Genomic DNA, 18613 nt, shown 5'->3' with positions numbered 1-18613 from the left:
AAAGAATTAATTTATACAAAGGAGTTTTTATGATACTTAACAATATTAGAGAACTTATGGAAAAGGAAGGCTTGGATCTATACCTTGTGCCTACCTTCGACCCACATGGTTCAGAATACTTACCTAATCACTACAACGAAAGACAATTCGTTTCAGGTTTTACTGGTTCTGCTGGAACCGCACTTATTACAAAGGACGCAGCTCTTCTTTGGGCTGATGGAAGATACTTCATCCAAGCGGAAAAGCAAATGTTCCCTGGATACAAACTTATGAAGATGGCTACTCCTGGTTACGACACCATCGAAGAATACATCTCTCATAATTTCAAATCTGGAACCCTTGGTCTAGATTTTGAACTTTATCCTGAAGCTAATTTCAAGAGACTTCGCGACAATATCCCATCTGATATAAAGATCGTAGACGCAAATCTTACAAAAGAGCTTTGGGAGGACAGACCAGATCTTCCTAAGTCAAAGGTGTTCACCCACGATGTTAAATACGCTGGCAAGTCTGCTTGCGACAAATTATCTGACCTTAGAGCTGATATGAAGGACAGAGGTGCTGATGTTTTCGTGCTTTCTAAGCTTGACGACATCGCTTGGCTTTACAATTTAAGAGGCGCCGACATCAACTGTTGCCCTGTTTTCATCTCTTACACAATTGTAACTGATGATTCTGCGACTATCTATGTGGATCTTGACCAAGTTAAGGATCTAAAAGATTTCAAGGATGCTAATTTCAAAGATTATAGAGAATTCTTCACTGATCTTGAAAAGATAAATGGCAAAAAGGTGCTAGTTGACACTGGATACACAAACCACAAGGCTTATGCAATCCTATATTCTAAAAATGAAATTATAAATCGTGCAAACCCAACTGATTACAGAAAAGCAATTAAAAACAAGGTTGAACTGGACAATCAAAAGAGAGTCTATGTTATAGATGCTGTTGCGATTACCAAGTTTATCAAATGGGCAAAGGAAAACCACACAGACGAAGTGACCGCTACCAAGAAACTTCTTGAATTTAGAAAAGAATCAGACGAATTTTTCTATGATAGTTTCGACACCATCTGTGCCTATGGTCCAAACGCTGCAATGATGCACTATCATGCAACTGAAGCCGACCACGCAAAGATCGAAAATCATGGATTCCTCCTTGTGGATTCCGGTGGACAATACCTCGGTGGTACCACAGATATCACTAGAACCATCGCCGTTGGTGAACTAACTGAAGAAGAAATCCGCGACTACACACTTACTCTTAAATGCCATCTTGCACTTCTAAACGCTGTATTCCTAGAAGGCACTTCAACTATCGCCCTTGATGGAATAACTAGAATAAATGTTTGGAAGTACCACATGGATTACAAATGCGGAACAGGCCACGGGGTTGGTCACTTCCTAAATGTTCACGAAGGTCCTCACGGAATCAGCCCAAGAGCTGGCAGAAATGTGCCTATGGAACCTGGCATGATCGTATCCAACGAACCGGGCGTTTACAAAGAAAACAAACACGGCATCAGAATCGAAAATATCATGGAATGTGTGGACGATGGAAAGTATCCAGACGGCAGATTCTTCAAATTTGAATCACTTTCATATATTCCATTTGACCTAAGTGCAATCGACAAAGATCTTTTAACTAAGGAAGAAATCGAAACTTTAAATAGTTATCACAAAAAAACATATGAGCTACTAGCACCACATTTTGACGGGGAAATGCTAGAGTTCTTGAAACACGAAACTAGAGAAATATGAACTTAAGAGAAAAATTAGCCATGCTCCCGGAAAACCCGGGAGTTTATCTTATGAAGGATAAGACCGATGCGGTGATCTACGTCGGAAAGGCTAAGAATCTTAGAAATAGAGTTAGACAATATTTCGGATCCTATGGCAAGTCCACTAGAAAAGTGGAATCCATGGTAAAAAATATCAGCGATTTCGAATATATAATAGTAGGAAACGAAGTGGAGTCCCTTATACTCGAGTCCAACCTCATAAAGGAACTCTCTCCCAAGTACAACATACTTCTTCGAGACGACAAACAGTATCCCTACATCAAAGTAACGGTGAAAGACAGATTTCCAAAGGTGGAGAAGACGAGGAGAATCATAAAGGACGGAGCCAAGTACTTCGGACCATATCCAAATGTCATGGCGGTAAACGACGCCATCACAGTCTTTGAAAAACGCTACATGATTAGAGACTGCAAACTAAATTTAAATAAGAAACCACTAAGTTTCAAGCCGTGCTTAAACTTCTTCATCAAGAAGTGCATGGGACCCTGCAAAGGGGACGTGACGGAAGAAGAATACGCACCGATGATCGATGAAATCCTAAACTTCCTCGCAGGAGACGACACACTTATAAATTCATTGGAAAAAGAGATGATGGACGCATCGAAGGAGCTTAACTTTGAAAAAGCTGCGGAGCTAAGGGACATGATGAACTCCCTTATAGCACTGCAAGAAAAACAACTTATGGATAGCGCCAACACAGACAATCGTGACATCATCGCATTTGCAAGAGGCATGGACTCGGTGGTGGTGCAAATATTCTTTATCAGGCTCGGCAAAATCGTCGGCAGGGAACATTTCTTAATCGAAGACCCTTACGGAGCATCGGATGAAGAAATCATCTCCGACTTTATGAAACAGTTCTACATGGGAGCGGCATTTGTGCCGAAGGAGATCCTCACAGAATCAATGCCAGAGGACAGCGAAATCCTAGAAGAATTCCTTTCAGAAAAAGCAGGCAAAAAGGTGAAGATCAGCGTCCCACAAAAAGGAGAAAAATCTCATCTTATGAGCCTTGTCCGGAAAAATGCACTGGACATGGTCTCAAAATATCAGGATTCCTACGAATCAAAGATGAAATCCAACCTAATCGCCTTGGAAAAATTGCAAGAAGCCTTAAATTTAAAGAAAATACCAAAGAGAATCGAATGTTACGATATCTCAAACATCTCTGGAGTAGAATCGGTAGGCTCCATGGTGGTCTTTGAAAATGGCGACGCAAAAAAATCTGACTACAGAAAATTCAGAATAAAGACCGTAGTGGGACCAGACGACTACGCATCACTAAAAGAAGTCCTAGAGAGAAGATTCAAAAGAGCAAAAGAAGACCAAAAAGGCTCCTTCACACTACTACCGGATCTAATCCTCATGGACGGAGGCAAAGGACAAGTGGGAATAGCCAAGCAGGTCATGGAAGATATGGGCATAGAAATAGAAGTGGCAGGCCTAGTGAAAGACGACTTCCACACCACCAGGGCAATCATCTACGAAAACAGAGAAATCCCACTAGAAATAAGAGGAGGGCTCTACAGACTTCTCTACAAAATACAAGAAGAAGCCCACAGATTTGCCATAGGCTACCACAGAAGTCTCCACTCCAAGACCGCATTCAAATCAGAACTGGACGACATAGAAGGCATCGGCAAAATCAGAAAACAAAACCTGATGAAACATTTCAAAACCATAGACAAAATAAAAGAAGCAACCATAGAAGAATTGATGGAAGTGCCGTCGATGAATAGAACCTCGGCGGAAGAACTCTACAATCATTGGAGGAAAAAATGAGTTACTACACCCTCATGGATTTAAAAGCAGAACTGAACTTCAACCTGGTATACCAAGCCAAAAGATACTTCACAGTAAGCATCACAGAACCAGAAGTCAACAGACCAGGACTACAACTAGCAGGCTACTTCAGAAAATTTAAAAACAAAAGACTACAAATGATCGGTAACCAAGAATGGTACTACCTATCCGAAATGGAACCGGCCAAGAGAAGAGAAAGCCTGGACAAACTCTTTGAACAAGACGTGCCGGCAATCATCTTTGCCGCAGGCAATGAAGTCTTCAAAGAAGCCTTGGAATCAGCAGAAAAATACGACATCACCATCTTTAAAATCGACAAAAAGACCAACATCGTCCTAGAAGAACTTAAAAACTTCATAGACGAAGCATTGGCACCAACCACGAGGATCCATGGCGTACTTCTAGACGTGTACGGTGTAGGAGTAATACTAACCGGGGACTCAGGAGTCGGCAAATCAGAAACCGCCCTAGACCTCATCGCCAAAGGATCAAAACTCATCTCCGACGATTCAGTCATAATAAAGAAGATGGACGACAGACTAATCGGTACCAGCCCAGAAATCACAAAACACTTCATGGAAGTAAGAGGAGTAGGAATAATAGATATCCAAAGATTCTTCGGAGTCGGCTCCGTCATGGAAAAGAGAGAAGTCGAAATGATCGCCCACCTAGAACTTTGGGACGACGAAAAAGAATACGTAAGACTCGGACTAGAAGACACCTACCAAGAAATCCTAGGAGTAGACGTAGTCAAGTACACCATACCGGTAAAACCAGGACGACACACCGCCATGATTATAGAAGTCGCAACCAATAACTTCAAACAGAAACAACTGGGCTACAACCCAGCAGTAGCACTAAACGAAAGAATCATGTCATCCATAAGAAAGAGAAAAGAAAATCAAAGAAGGGATTAACCCTTCTTTTTTTGTTGGAGAGGAAAGGTCGTGGGTTAGATTCCCACTATCCACCCCTTTGGTAGTAGCGGAAGCAATCATTATAAAAATCGTCACTAAATTATCTTCCCTCAGCCGTCAGGCGTACGAAAATCATCCCTATATAATATAAACAGAAACCCTCCCAACTGCCGTCACCCTGAGCGAACGCAGTGAGTCGAATGGGTATAACCTCCGAAGGTCAAGTCTTTGCAACTGCACCGTAGCGGAAGCAATCTGCTTCCATAAACCTAGATACTAAATTTTCTTTACTTAGCCGAAGGCGTACAACAACCCGCTCACTTGGTCATCCTGAGCGAAGGCGGTTTCAACCGCCGAAGTCGAAGGATCTGACCTATATTTAACCCATCTCTGCCAAAAAATCATCCGTACATAACCCCACCGGGGTTATACCCATTCGACTACGATGGTTCCACGTTGTTCCACCATCTTCGCTCAGGGTGACTGTCTTCCTCGAGGGTACTTTTATAGAGAATACTCTCCCAACTACCGTCACCCTGAGCGAACGAAGTGAGTCGAATGGGTATAACCTCCGACGGTCAAGTCTAGGCAAGTGAAATCATCTTTACATAACCACACCAGAGGAGAGATCCTTCGACTCCAAAGGCTACCGCCTTTTCCGCTCAGGATGACCATGTGGAAGAGTGGACCTCACTATGGTGACAGGGTTCCTTAAGGTTTTCTCAATAGAGCCTCTCGGCTATGGAAGCAAAATGCTTCCGCTACAAAATTAAATAATCATCTGAACATAACCCCACCATCTCCACTCAGGGTGACTGCCTTCCTCGAGGGTACTTTTATAGAGAATACTCTCCCAACTACCGTCACCCTGAGCGAACGAAGTGAGTCGAACGGGTATAACCTCCGACGGTCAAGTCTAGGCAAGTGAAATCATCTTTACATGACCTCACCAGAGGAGAGATCCTTCGACTCCAAAGGCTACCGCCTTTTCCGCTCAGGATGACCATGTGGAAGAGTGGACCTCTCTAAAATCAAATCATTCCTTAACTAATTCCATGCAGAGCGTCGAAGCCCTAGCCGAAATCTTTGATTTCGTAGCAGGTCTCGTGCAAAGAGTTCCAAAGAAGCCGAATGAAATGAAGGCTGATTTGTAGAACTCGACTGCTCGGCTATGGAAGCAAAATGCTTCCGCTACAAAATTAAATAATCATCTGAACATAACCCCACCATCTCCACTCAGGGTGACTGCCTTCCTCAAGGTTTTCCATGTTTATATATTTAATCCATCCCCGTACAACCAAAAAAATAAAAACAAAAAACAAATAAATATTATCAAAAACCTCCCAAAACCCCTTGCAAAAAATCCACAACCCTTGTATAATTTATTTAAGGTCAAATAAGGTCAAAAACATTTAAGCACATGGAGGACATATGGAATATAAAGATTATTATAAAATATTAGGCGTTGAGAAAGACGCAACTGAACAAAAAATCAAATCCCAATACAGAAAATTGGCGAAGAAATACCATCCGGACCTAAATCCAGATGACAAAGTTGCACAGGAAAAATTCAAAGAAATCAACGAAGCCTACGAAGTACTAGGGGACAAGGAAAAGAGAAAGAGATACGACACTTTTGGCTCCAACTACGACTTTGCAGGGGGACAAAATTTCGACCCTTCTCAATATGGCTACACATATACTTCCAGCGGCAACGGCGGTGGCTTTTCAGACTTTTTTGATTTAATATTTGGTCGTGACGCAAAATCTGACCAAGGAGGTTTCGGCGGATTCTCCATGGGAGACATCTTCTCCGACTTCGGAGGAGCAGGCAAGAAGAGAACTGCCAGAGCTCAAAGACCAACCTACAACACAGAACTAGAAATCACACTGAAAGAAGCCTACCTAGGCAAGACTGAAAAAGTGAGCCTTAATATAGAAGGAAAAAATATTGAAATTGAACTCAAAATCCCAGCAGGGATCACCGAAAATAAAAAGATCAAAGTAAAAGCAGATAAGTACGGCATAACCGCCGACATCATGTTTAAAATAAAGATAAAACCAAACAGAAAATTCAAACTAGAAGGACTAAACCTAGAATCAACCCAAGATATCTACCCATGGCAAGCAGCTTTGGGAGATGACGTGACGGTAGAGTCCCTCTCAAATAAAATAAAAGTAAAAATCCCACCAAAATTCAAGGGAGGCTCAAAAATGAGGATCCCAGGCAGAGGATTCAAAGACTTAAAAGGCAAGACCGGAGACCTTTATATAACATTTAATATAGTAAATCCAGTAGAAATAACACCGGAAATGGAAGAACTCTACAGGAAACTAAAAAATGTAAAGGAGTGATACTATGAACTTAGAAAAATGGACACAAAAGAGCATAGAAGCAATACAAAATACAGAAAATATAGCAAGAGAATACGGCAACCCAGAGATCACAGACAAACACCTACTCGCATCATTATTAATGGATAAAAACGGACTCATCCCAAGAGTTCTATCCTACATGGGAGTAAATTCAGATGATCTTTTAAGGGAAACCAAAGCGGAAATCGAAAGACTACCTAAGATGAGGGGTGGCTCAATACACCCATCCACAGACTTTTCCGTAGCCATAAGAGACGCAGACAAAATCAGAGATGAATTCAAAGACCTCTACACATCAGTAGAACACATCTTCTTAGCAATTCTACAAAATAAAAATGGCACAGTAGGCGAACTACTAAAGAAATTTAACATCACCAAAGAAACATTTCTAGAAAACCTAAGAAAGATAAGAGGCAACCAACACGTCACCACAGACAACCCAGAAGACACCTTTGAAGCATTACTAAAATACGGCAGAGACCTAACCGCCGAAGCAAAATCCGGCAAGATGGACCCAGTAATAGGAAAAGAAGAAGAAATTAGAAATGTCATCAGGATCCTCTCAAGAAGAACCAAGAACAACCCAGTATTAATCGGGGAACCGGGGGTAGGTAAGACCGCCATCGTAGAAGGACTCGCACAAAGAATCGTCTCCGGCGACGTACCAGAAGGACTAAAAGACAAGACCATCTTCTCACTAGACATGGGCTCACTGATAGCCGGCGCAAAATATAGAGGCGAATTCGAAGAAAGACTAAAAGCAGTCCTAAACGAAGTCTCATCCTCAGAAGGAAAAATCATCCTATTCATCGATGAAATACACAACATCGTAGGCGCAGGCAAGACAGACGGAGCAATGGACGCAGGCAACCTCTTAAAGCCAATGCTAGCAAGGGGAGAACTCCACACCATAGGCGCAACCACTCTAGACGAATATAGAAAATATATAGAAAAAGACTCCGCCCTAGAGAGAAGATTCCAAAAAGTCATGGTAACAGAACCAACAGTAGAAGAAACCATCACCATCCTAAGAGGACTAAAACACAAATTCGAAATCTACCACGGCATCAGGATCTCCGACGGAGCAGTAATAGCAGCAGCAACATTATCCAACAGGTACATCTCAGACAGATTCCTACCAGACAAAGCAATAGACCTAATGGACGAATCCTGCGCAATGCTAAGAACAGAAATCGACTCCATGCCAACGGAAATCGACGACGTAAGACGCGCAATACTATCACTAGAAATCGAAAGAGAAGCCTTGAAAAAAGAAACAGACGAAGCCTCAGCCAAGAGACTCGCATCAATAGAAAAAGAAATCAGTGAAAAGAAATCCGACTACGACCTACTAAAAGCCAAATGGGAACAAGAAAAGAAGGACCTAGACTCAGTCAAAGAAATAAAAGAAAAGATCGAAGACATAAAACATCAAATCGAAGAAGCAGAAAGATCCTATGACCTAGAAAAACTATCAGTCCTAAAATACGGCGAACTACCAAAACTAGAAGAAGAACTAAAAACCAAAGAAGAAAAGACCAAAGACGAAGACCAAATGGTAAAAGAAGTAGTAACCGAAGAAGAAATCAGAGAAGTAGTCTCAAGACTAACAGGAATCCCACTAGAAAGACTAAACGAAACTGAAAGAGACAAACTCTTAAAACTAGACGAAAGACTACACGAAAGAGTAATCGGACAAGACGAAGCAGTAAAAGCAGTCTCCGACGCAGTCCTAAGAGCAAGAGCAGGACTAAAATCAGAAAACAGACCAATCGGATCATTTATATTCCTAGGACCAACAGGAGTGGGCAAGACCGAAACCGCCAAAGCATTGACAGAAGACCTATTCGACGACGAAAAGAACCTAATCAGAATCGACATGAGTGAATACATGGAAAAATACTCCGTATCAAGACTCATCGGATCCCCACCAGGATATGTAGGCTACGAAGAAGGCGGCCAACTAACAGAAGCAGTAAGACGCCACCCATACTCAGTAATCCTATTTGACGAAATCGAAAAAGCCCATCCAGACGTGTTCAATATATTGCTACAAGTCCTAGACGACGGACGACTAACCGACAACCAAGGAAGAACCGTTGACTTCAAAAACACAGTCATCATCATGACATCTAACCTTGGATCAGCCGACCTACTAGAAGGAATAGACGCAGACGGCAAAATCCCAGAAGCAACCAAGGACATCGTCATGGAAGAACTCAAGAGATCATTTAGACCAGAATTTCTAAACAGAATAGACGAAATCGTCATGTTCACACCATTAACAAGAGACCAAATCTTTGAAATCATAAAACAAGCCATCAAAGAATTGGAAAAACGCCTAGAAGCAAGAGAAATCACAATCGAAGCCACAGAAAGCGCACTACAAAAGATCCTAGACGAATCCTACAACGTACAATACGGCGCAAGACCAGTCAAAAGATACATCCAATCAACACTAGAAACCAAACTATCAAGGATGATCATAGCAGGAGAAGTAGGAGAAAAAGACAAATTAGTAGTAGATACAGATGACAAAGGCGAAATAGTAATAAGAGTGAACAAATAAAAGTAATGAGAATAGAAGAAGGAAGCACCCCGCTTCCTTTTTTTATGTGGGAAAAACTGCATACAATTTGTAGCGGAAGCAACCTGGAGGAAGACAGTCACCCGAACGAACACTCTCCCAACTATCGTCACCATGAGAGGCAGTCGAGTTCTACAAATCAGCCTTCATTTCATTCGGCTTCTTTGGAACTCTTTGCACGAGACCTGCTGCGAAATCAGAGATTTCGGCTAGGGCTTCGAACGGGTATAAGCTGTATTTAACCTAACCTATGCAACTGTACCGTAGCGGAAGCAACCTGCTTCCATTAAACTATTACAAAACTATCACTCCTTAGCCGAAGGTGCACAACCAAACAACAACCTGAACTCACACCCAAAACTTGACTAACTCACAATTTCTGCTATATTATATAAACAGATGATAGGAGTGACTGTTCTGACTCCTCAAGAAAAAATAAAAATTGACAGAGTGATGATAGGTGTGACGGTACTGACACCTCAAGAAAAAATAAAAATTGACCGAGAGAAGAATGAGGGGGGGGTAACACCCCTAATTTTATTTTATAACATTTAATACTATGCAAAATTAACAATCATTTACAAAATCGCTTATTAAATATATAATAAAAGCAAAACAGTAACACGCTAGATTAATAAAATAGGCATTAAAAATTTATGCAATTATATCAAGTAGGTTTAAAATGGATTATAATAATTTAAATGAAGAATTGATCGAATACATAATGTTAATAAATAAGTTTTTTATTGACAACAATATTTCGTTGCAGAAAACATCTGAGGAATTTGTAATTGATTCAGATGATAAAAAGTGTCAGTTTATACTAAATACTCACAGAGGCGGAGAATACAGCAATAGAATTGTATTTAACCTAAGGTATAGAAAATCAGATGAAATGGTCTTTAGGTTAGAAATTGATGGAAAGCCACATGTAAATTCCGACGGGACATTAACAGATAGAGATCATGTACATATAAATCAATTTAAAGACGGCAAAATTTTGCAATATGGGATTAGTTTAAAAGATTTTAAGGGTATAATAATACAAAATACAAGTGATATTTGCGAAGTATTTGAAGAGTTTTGCAAATATAACAAAATACAAATACCAGAGTATCAACGAACAATGTAGGTGATCTTATGACAATGCAAGGATTAAAAACTCAATATTTAGATTTTTTAAATAATTTTACTTCCCTGTTAGAAATAAATAATACAACAACTAGAATAACTACACCATTTTTAGACTCAGATAATGATTTAATAGAAATATATATCGAGAAGAAAGAATCCGATACCTATTACTTGACAGATGATGGGATAACTTTAGCAGATTTAGCCATGAAAGGAGTTAGCTTTGATAGAGAATCAAAGCGTTTAGAAAGACTCAATAAGATAGCATCTGATTATGGAGTTACTGCAACCTCAAAAGAAATTTGCGCAACATCCAACATGAAAGACTTGCCACTAAAACTTTATTTTCTGTCACAAGCAATTCAAAAGGTTTCAGACTTATATGTGTTAAATAGACCATTTGTGCATAAAATTTTTTATGATGATGTGAAAACTTTCCTAGAAACAAATAACGTAAGATATGCAGAAAATGTAATTTTTATGGGGAAGAGTAATATAGCAACGAAATTTGATTTTGTTATACCTAAATCTAAGAATGCACCTGATAGACTGATTCAGACATGTAGTAGCATAGAATTAGGGACAACACGTTCATATCTTTTTGGCTGGATAGACATAATGGATAAAAGAAAAGATAATTCGAAGTTATATATCATATATGATGATACAGTAAAAAAACCTAGTACAGATGTAGAATCTGCCATAACCAGTTATGGTGGAAAAGCTATACCATGGAGTGAAATCAATAAAAAAGAAAATAAAATACTAATAACAAAATAGTAAAAAGGGAAGTTAAATAGACATTAATTTCCTTTTTTTGTGCTGAAAAAACCTCCGATCATATCCGTAGCGGAAGCAACCTGCTTCCATCAACCTAAATACTAAATTTTTATCCCTCAGCCGAAGGCGTGGTAAATCAAAAATTATTATATAACCTTTGTAGCGGAAGCATCCCGCTTCCTTTTTTTATGTGGGAAAAACCTCCGACGGTCAAGTCTATCCAAGTGAAACCATCCGTACATAACCCCACCAGGGTTATACCCATTCGACTACGGGTGTCGGTAAACCTCCACCCTCCGCTCAGGGTGACTGTCTTCCTTTAGGGGTTTCCTTATATAATGTCGGTAGGTGACTGTCTTCCTCTAGAACTTTTACAGAGAGAGTCTTCCCAATCAAAGTCATCCTGAGCGAACGAAGTGAGTCGAAGGATCTGACCTATATTTAACCCATCTCTGCCAAAAAATCATCCGTACATAACCCCACCAGGGTTATACCCATTCGACTACGGGTGTGTCGGTAAACCTCCACCCTTCGCTCAGGGCGACTGTCTTCCTCTGGGATTATATAGAGAACACCCTCCCAACTACGGTCACCCTGAGAGGCAGTCGAGTTCTGCAAATCAAGCTTCGCAATGCTCGCTTTCTTTGGAACTCTTTGCACGAGACCTGCAGCGAAATCAAAGATTTCGGCTAGGGCTTCGAACGGGTATAACCTCCGAAGGTCAAGTCTATGCAAGTGAAGTCATCCGTGTTTGTTCTCACCGGGGTTATACCCATTCGACTACGGGTGTCGGAAAACCTCCACCCTCCGCTCAGGGTGACTGTCTTCCTTTTGGTTTTTTCTTATATAATGTCAGTAGGTGACTGTCTTCCTCTGGGGTTTTCCTTATATAATGTCAGTAGGTGACTGTCTTCCTCTGGGATTATATAGAGAACACCCTCCCAACTACGGTCACCCTGAGCGAACGAAGTGAGTCGAACGGGTATAACCTCCGAAGGTCAAGTCTTTGCAACTACAATTTCTTAAAATTATTAATCCTATCCCAAAGATCAATCCATTCCGGATTATCCTTTTCAATAAGAGAATTTTTCTTTTCCCTAGTCCATTTTTTTAATTGTTTTTCTCTTGCAATAGCATCGTAAGAAGTACTATAAACTTCAAAGTATACGAGCTTGTGAGTATGGAACTTTTTAGAAAAACCGTCGACCAATTCATTCCTATGTTCATAAACCCTTCTAAGTAAATCATTTGTAAAACCGATATAAATAATTGTATTACTACTGTTGCTCATGATGTAAATATAATAATTCATAAAGTTTCCTTTTTTATTTTATTATATCAGAATGGAATAATAAGGTTATTTAATCATCTATGTTGGACCTCACCAGGGTTATACCCGTTCGACTACGGGTGTCGGAAAACCTCCACCCTCCGCTCAGGGTGACTGTCTTCCTCTGGGATTATATAGAGAACACCCTCCCAACTACGGTCACCCTGAGCGAACAAAGTGAGTCGAACGGGTATAACCTCCGAAGGTCAAGTCTTTGCAAGTGAAACCATCCGTACATAACCTCACCAGGGTTATACCCATTCGACTACGGGTGTCGGTAAACCTCCACCCTCCGCTCAGGGTGACTGTCTTCCTCTGGGATTATATAGAGAACACCCTCCCAACTACGGTCACCCTGAGCGAGGAAATTTATTTCCGAGTCGAACGGGTATAACCTAAGAATGTCAAGTCCATGCAAATGAAACCATCCGTACATAACCCCACCAGGGTTATACCCATTCGACTACGACGACAACGCTACGCCTTGCCGTCTCCGCTCAGGGTGACTGTATTCCTTTGGGCTTTTCCTTAAATAATGTCGGTAGGTGGCTGTCTTCCTCTGGGATTATATAGAGAACACCCTCCCAACTACGGTCACCCTGAGCGAACGAAGTGAGTCGAACGGGTATAACCTCCGATGGTCAAGTCTAGGCAAGTGAAACCATCCGTACATAACCTCACCAGGGTTATACCCATTCGACTACGGGTGTGTCGGTAAACCTCCACCCTCCGCTCAGGGTGACTGCCTTCCTCTGGGATTATATAGAGAACACCCTCCCAACTACGGTCACCCTGAGCGAACGAAGTGAGTCGAACGGGTATAACCTCAGAAGGTAAAGTCTTTGCAAGTGAAACCATCCGTACATAACCCCACCAGGGTTATACCCATTCGACTACGACGGTTCCGCCTTGTTCCACCATCTCCGCTCAGGGTGACTGCCTTCCTTCATTCCACCCCACACCACAACCCCCAACAATATATCACCAATATTACAAACCATCACGCCAAACCCCACCGGGTCATCCCGAGCGAAGTCGAGGGATCTCTTCCGCATCCCCCAACCCCCAACAATATATCACCAATATTACAAATCACCATACCACTGTAATATAAATGTAATTTTACTTTTACCGCCATTAGTGTATAATAATAATTACAAAGAGGAACAATGACAACTGAATAACTAAACAGATTGTCACCTCTTCATGCAATGTAGAAAGACATTGCGACAGAAGCTTAAAGCTTTTGTAGATTCTACAAAAATCTTAAGGAGGTCGAAAGACAATATGAACAAAAAATTTCTTTCACTAGTACTAGCATTAGTTATGGTACTAGGCACACTAACACCTGTCTTCGCTGAAGAAGCAGCAGCTCCAAAAGATAAGATCGAAAAAGCAGCTAAGACTGCACCATCAGCTAAAGTACAATGGCTAGTTGATGAAAAGATCGTATCAGGAAGAAAGCTTTTCAAAGACGGTGACGAAAAGACAGATTTATCTCTAGACAAAAATCTTCAAAGAGATGAAATCACTAGACTATTAGTATTAGGAAAAGGACTAGAAAACCTAGCTAACCTAGTACAAGGAACTATGAGACCATACGTTGACGTTGACAACTCAAACTGGGCAAACGGCGTTATCACAGTTGGATCATACCACTTAAAGAACACTCAAGGCGTACCAATGCTAGCTGGATACCCAGGAAACAAATTCCTTCCAACTAGAAACGTATCTTACGCAGAACTAGCTAAGATGCTTGTATGTCTAGTAGACAACACAATCACACCAAAAATGGTTGAAAACTTCCAATGGCCATCTGACTGGATGGTTAGAGCAGCTAACCTAGGAATCCTTGCAGGAGTTGAAGTTAAAGACTCAAAGGCATTCGTAACTAGACAAGCAGCTTTCGAAATGCTTTATAACGCACTATATCTATATGATACAGCTCACCACGTAGACTACGGTACTAAATACGGAGTTGTTTCAGGATATGCAAACGGCGAACTTAGACTTAACCAAGGAGACAAAGCATTCACAGTTAAATACAGCGGAAATACTGTATATGTAAACAACAGTGGATATGCAACTTACATGCCACTTGGCGAAAGATACGAAGGACTAGTTATTGGTTCTCTAGTAAGAGTAATCGCTGACAAAGACGGAAACGCAACTCACATCGTAGAACTTGGTAACCCAGTAAAAGGAGCTATCCCAGGAAGATGGTTTGGAGTAGCTGATAAAACAGCTCAAGGATATGCTGATTTCAAGGATGCATTTAATGTAAAATCTAATAACAAACTTACAGTATACGATGGAACTTGGATGAACTCAGAAAATTTAGCTAAGTTCAGAGCATTAAAACCAGAAATGCAAGCAAAACAAGCATATGATGGAACTCATGGAAAACCAGCTACAACTATCAACCTAACTTCTAACACAAGATACTTCGTAGCTGACCCTATGAACAACTATCTAACAGAAGTAGATAAAGCTACAGCTAGAAAAATAGTAGACAAAGCTAACTACACTCACAAAACAGATGCAAACCCTAACGTATATGTAGGATATGACGTACTTGCTGCTGGAAAAGCAGGAAGAGAAACTACTGAAGCAAGAGTAGTAGTATTCAACGTAGTTGAAGATTCTTTCCAAGATTGGGCAACAGTTAGAGTAACTAACCCATCTAACAGAAATTACAATTTCTTCGCTGAAAACACTAAAGGTGAAGTAACCGAATATAGCCTAGCTAAATATACAGGAGCTATGCCAGGATACGAAAGACCAAACGGAACTAACAATACTAACACTGCTGGATACAGAGGACAATTCGAAAAACTTAACGTACTTGCTCTAGATCTTAACAAAGACACTAAAGAAGTATTCAGAACTAAAACACTTATCGAATATGCAACAGCACCATCATTCAAAGTTCTAAAACTTAAAGTTGACCACGGTCAATATATCCTAATGGATCTAGAAGGATCTAACGGAGTAATGAATGATGTTAGAGTTGACCTTGGAAGAACAGATGTATTCCTAGAAGGACAATGGAATCCTAGAGACCTAGAAGGACAATATATCCAATTATCAGGAAACAACTTTGGTGAAAATGAAACTAAAGATACTGGATACAGCATTAACCATGTTGTAACAGGAGCTATCTCTATTCTTGATCACGCTAAGAACTTTGGTAAATTCAGAGAAGGATACGCACAAATTTCTGACAGAGTATATGTTGACATTAAAGAAAATGTAAGAAAAATTGACGGAAAATACTTCATCGAAAAAGATGATCTTGTATTCCGTGCAGAAATGGATTCAGCTCAAGAAATGAGCATACCAGGAAGCTTCAAAACTTACACTGTAGATGAACAAAGTAAAAACACCATCAACGATGCTCTTGCAGCTTACAAACCAGTTAGACCAGTTAGATTTATAGCTGAAGTTGTAGTTAAGAACGGTCCAGTTCCAGAAGCTATGCTTATCATCAAAGGAATTGCAACTCCAAACACATTTGAATTTGGAAACAAAGTTCCAGTTAACAACATCAAAGATCTATCAGCAGATGATCTTACTGCAATTGCTAATGAACTAAAAAGAGTTAATAACAATAGAACTTTCACAGTTACTAAGAAAGATGCAAACCATGTAATTATTTCTGAAGCTAACAAGAAAGATACAATTGTTGAAAATGAAAAAGTTGCAAGACAAAAAGCTACTTTAACAGTTAGATTATACAGCGATAGCAAAACTTTACTAACAACTAAAACAGTATTAGAAGGCGACAAGATAACAGATGCCCCAACAACAATTGGTGGCAAAAATGTTACAGGATGGTCAGTTTATAGTAATCCAAAAACTGTAATCGCTGATTTATCTACAAAAGAAATCACTGAAAATCTTGACCTAGTAGCAGTTGTTCAAAACTAATAAGATTAACATCTTAAAATAAAAAATCGAGGGAAACCTCGATTTTTTTATGCTCTTTTTTGGAAAATTCTTTTTTTAAATGGTGTGTTGACAACGAAAAAATATTTGCTATAATATAAATAGAACATATGTTCTTTTTAAGGTTCTACCTTTTAAGAACAAAATATTTTATATGGAAAGGAGTAATTATGATTACCAATTTTAAATCCTCTGTGGATGTTCATTCTTTAAACGATAACAATTCTGGCGTTGCCACTGATTCTATTTCAAAGGACCGCATTGCTGGTCTGATTTCTATGTATCCTCATATTTCTCGTGATGATCTTGGTGAGATTATCGAGGCTTATCGTCCTCTTATCATCTCTAGTATCAAGAGATTCTGCCCGATTTCTAAGGAATTTTCTGATCTGTTCAACGATGGCGTAGTGTACTTAATCGAGAGTCTTTCTAATTTCGACCCTAGTCGTGGGTTCACTTTCGGCGCTTATATTAAGTCCGGTCTTAGGATTTATTATTTGGATACTCTTAGATATTTGATGAGGTATGCTGATAGTCCTGATGTGGAGGATTATATGGCGGCTTCCGATTCTTTGGAAGATGATTTTTTTAAGGACAAGGACTACGCTTCTCTATACAATGCGATTGGGTCTTTGAAGTCTAGGGAGAGGGAAGTTATTTTTCTAAATTTTTACAAGGGTTTTAGTCTTTTAGAGATTGCTCGTGAGCTTGGGATATCTCTTAGGACTGTCAATCGGGTCAAACAGGTGGCTCTTGATAAGATGAAGGAGTTTTTGAAAGAGGCGTAGGGGTTATTTACCGTCAATCATTCCCCACTGTTGTCATCCTAGCGATATCCTCTCAACAGCCGTCATCCTTTTTAACCAAGTCTAGGCAAATGCACTGTAGCGTAAGCATGTAGGTGGTCGTCACCCTGAGCGAACGAAGTGAGTCGAACGGGTATAAGCTGTATTTAACAAGTCCTTGCAAAATAACATACATACATACATAATTATTCTTCTTTTAATCCGTTTTGGATTATTTTTTTTGTTTTTTGGGGTTTTGCGATCATCCATTCATAACCACACCAGGGTTATACCCGTTCGACTACGACGGTTCCGCCTTGCTCCACCGTCTCCGCTCAGGGTGACTGTCTTCCTTGGGGGTTTTCCATATATAATGTCGGTAGTCGACTGTGTTCCTCTGGAACTTTTTTAGAGAACACCCTATCAACTGCCGTCACCCTGAGCGAGGAAATTTATTTCCGAGTCGAACGGGTATAACTTCCGAAGGTCAAGTCTATACAATTGAAATCATCCGTGTTTGTTCTCACAAGGGTTATACCCATTCGACTACGACGGTTCCGCAATGCTCCACCGTCTCCGCTCAGGGTGACTGCCTTCCTTTGGTTTTTCTTTATAGAGTCCTCCCAACTACGGTCACCCTGAGCGAACGCAGTGAGTCGAACGGGTATAAGCTGTATTTAACCAAGTCCTTGCAAGTGAAACAATCCATGCATAACTCCACCAAGGGAGAGATCCTTCGACTTCAGAGTCTAATGGCTCTTTCGCTCAGGATGACCATGTGGAGGAGTGGACCCCACTATGGCGAATGTCTTCCTTAAGGTTTTCTAAACAGAGCGTCGAAGCCCTAGCCGAAGTCTCCCGTTTCGTAGCAGGTCTCGTGCAAAGAGTTCCAAAGAAGCCGAATGAAATGAAGGTTGATTTGTAGAACTCGACTGCTCGGCTATGGAAGCAGATTGCTTCCGCTACAAAAATACCTCGTTCCTAAAATTCCTTTAATAACAATTTCAGGACCTTCCTCCGAACTATCCCATAGGATCCTTAATCATTACACTCTTGAAGATATAACCTATGCCACTACAGGTGATTTTTGCTTTCGGCGTTAAGAAATTTTCCACTGTTTGAGCGAAGCGAGTTTGGAAAATTTTAGCCGGA

At 40.4% G+C, this 18613-nt stretch carries 10 protein-coding genes; 9 read left to right on the top strand and 1 reads right to left on the bottom strand.

Annotation, left to right across the window (positions count from 1 at the left end; genetic code table 11):
• Window positions 1–29: 29 nt before the first annotated feature.
• The 7 genes from HMPREF9225_RS00440 (at window position 30) to HMPREF9225_RS00410 (ending at window position 11398) form a co-directional block, all read left to right on the top strand.
• A complete protein-coding gene (locus HMPREF9225_RS00440; protein ID WP_040551237.1) occupies window positions 30–1760 on the top strand; it encodes an aminopeptidase P family protein in 1731 nt (576 codons plus the stop codon).
• Window positions 1757–3583, top strand: a complete 1827-nt coding sequence (gene uvrC, locus HMPREF9225_RS00435) for an excinuclease ABC subunit UvrC (protein ID WP_008900933.1) — start codon at window positions 1757–1759, stop codon at window positions 3581–3583. The genes HMPREF9225_RS00440 and uvrC overlap by 4 nt, the downstream gene beginning before the upstream one ends.
• On the top strand, window positions 3580–4521 hold the full coding sequence (gene hprK, locus HMPREF9225_RS00430) for an HPr(Ser) kinase/phosphatase (RefSeq protein ID WP_008900932.1): 942 nt from the start codon (window positions 3580–3582) through the stop codon (window positions 4519–4521). The genes uvrC and hprK overlap by 4 nt, the downstream gene beginning before the upstream one ends.
• A 1431-nt stretch (window positions 4522–5952) precedes the next feature.
• Window positions 5953–6876: a J domain-containing protein gene (locus HMPREF9225_RS00425; protein ID WP_008900930.1), complete on the top strand. Its 924-nt coding sequence runs from the start codon at window positions 5953–5955 to the stop codon at window positions 6874–6876.
• 4 nt (window positions 6877–6880) lie between these two features.
• Window positions 6881–9466 (top strand): ATP-dependent chaperone ClpB, encoded by a 2586-nt coding sequence (gene clpB, locus HMPREF9225_RS00420; RefSeq protein ID WP_008900929.1) that lies wholly within the window; start codon window positions 6881–6883, stop codon window positions 9464–9466.
• 700 nt (window positions 9467–10166) lie between these two features.
• On the top strand, window positions 10167–10616 hold the full coding sequence (locus HMPREF9225_RS00415; RefSeq protein ID WP_008900927.1) for a DUF6978 family protein: 450 nt from the start codon (window positions 10167–10169) through the stop codon (window positions 10614–10616).
• A gap of 8 nt (window positions 10617–10624) precedes the next feature.
• Entirely contained in the window at window positions 10625–11398 is a 774-nt protein-coding gene (locus HMPREF9225_RS00410) for a DUF1828 domain-containing protein (RefSeq protein WP_008900926.1), read from the top strand.
• Window positions 11399–12410: 1012 nt separating this feature from the next.
• Here HMPREF9225_RS00410 and HMPREF9225_RS00400 read toward each other — a convergent pair.
• Window positions 12411–12710, bottom strand: a complete 300-nt coding sequence (locus HMPREF9225_RS00400) for a GIY-YIG nuclease family protein (RefSeq protein WP_245526528.1) — start codon at window positions 12708–12710, stop codon at window positions 12411–12413.
• A 1305-nt stretch (window positions 12711–14015) separates the two neighbouring features.
• On the opposite strand from HMPREF9225_RS00400, the gene HMPREF9225_RS00395 reads away from it, so the two are divergent.
• Complete coding sequence (locus HMPREF9225_RS00395) at window positions 14016–16658, top strand: hypothetical protein (protein ID WP_040551235.1); 2643 nt, start codon at window positions 14016–14018, stop codon at window positions 16656–16658.
• 188 nt (window positions 16659–16846) lie between these two features.
• On the top strand, window positions 16847–17464 hold the full coding sequence (locus tag HMPREF9225_RS00390) for a sigma-70 family RNA polymerase sigma factor (RefSeq protein WP_040551234.1): 618 nt from the start codon (window positions 16847–16849) through the stop codon (window positions 17462–17464).
• The last annotated feature ends 1149 nt before the right edge of the window (window positions 17465–18613 follow it).

Source organism: Peptoniphilus duerdenii ATCC BAA-1640, assembly GCF_000146345.1.
GTDB lineage: Bacteria > Bacillota > Clostridia > Tissierellales > Peptoniphilaceae > Peptoniphilus_B > Peptoniphilus_B duerdenii.
Note: the sequence above shows the minus strand (reverse complement) of the source record. Positions and strands in the feature narration are given on the sequence as shown.

Coding starts and splice junctions, on each gene's coding strand:
- HMPREF9225_RS00440 (WP_040551237.1), top strand. CDS start 30: ATGATACTTAACAATATTAGAGAACTTATGGAAAAGGAAGGCTTGGAT.
- uvrC (WP_008900933.1), top strand. CDS start 1,757: ATGAACTTAAGAGAAAAATTAGCCATGCTCCCGGAAAACCCGGGAGTT.
- hprK (WP_008900932.1), top strand. CDS start 3,580: ATGAGTTACTACACCCTCATGGATTTAAAAGCAGAACTGAACTTCAAC.
- HMPREF9225_RS00425 (WP_008900930.1), top strand. CDS start 5,953: ATGGAATATAAAGATTATTATAAAATATTAGGCGTTGAGAAAGACGCA.
- clpB (WP_008900929.1), top strand. CDS start 6,881: ATGAACTTAGAAAAATGGACACAAAAGAGCATAGAAGCAATACAAAAT.
- HMPREF9225_RS00415 (WP_008900927.1), top strand. CDS start 10,167: ATGGATTATAATAATTTAAATGAAGAATTGATCGAATACATAATGTTA.
- HMPREF9225_RS00410 (WP_008900926.1), top strand. CDS start 10,625: ATGACAATGCAAGGATTAAAAACTCAATATTTAGATTTTTTAAATAAT.
- HMPREF9225_RS00400 (WP_245526528.1), bottom strand. CDS start 12,710: ATGAATTATTATATTTACATCATGAGCAACAGTAGTAATACAATTATT.
- HMPREF9225_RS00395 (WP_040551235.1), top strand. CDS start 14,016: ATGAACAAAAAATTTCTTTCACTAGTACTAGCATTAGTTATGGTACTA.
- HMPREF9225_RS00390 (WP_040551234.1), top strand. CDS start 16,847: ATGATTACCAATTTTAAATCCTCTGTGGATGTTCATTCTTTAAACGAT.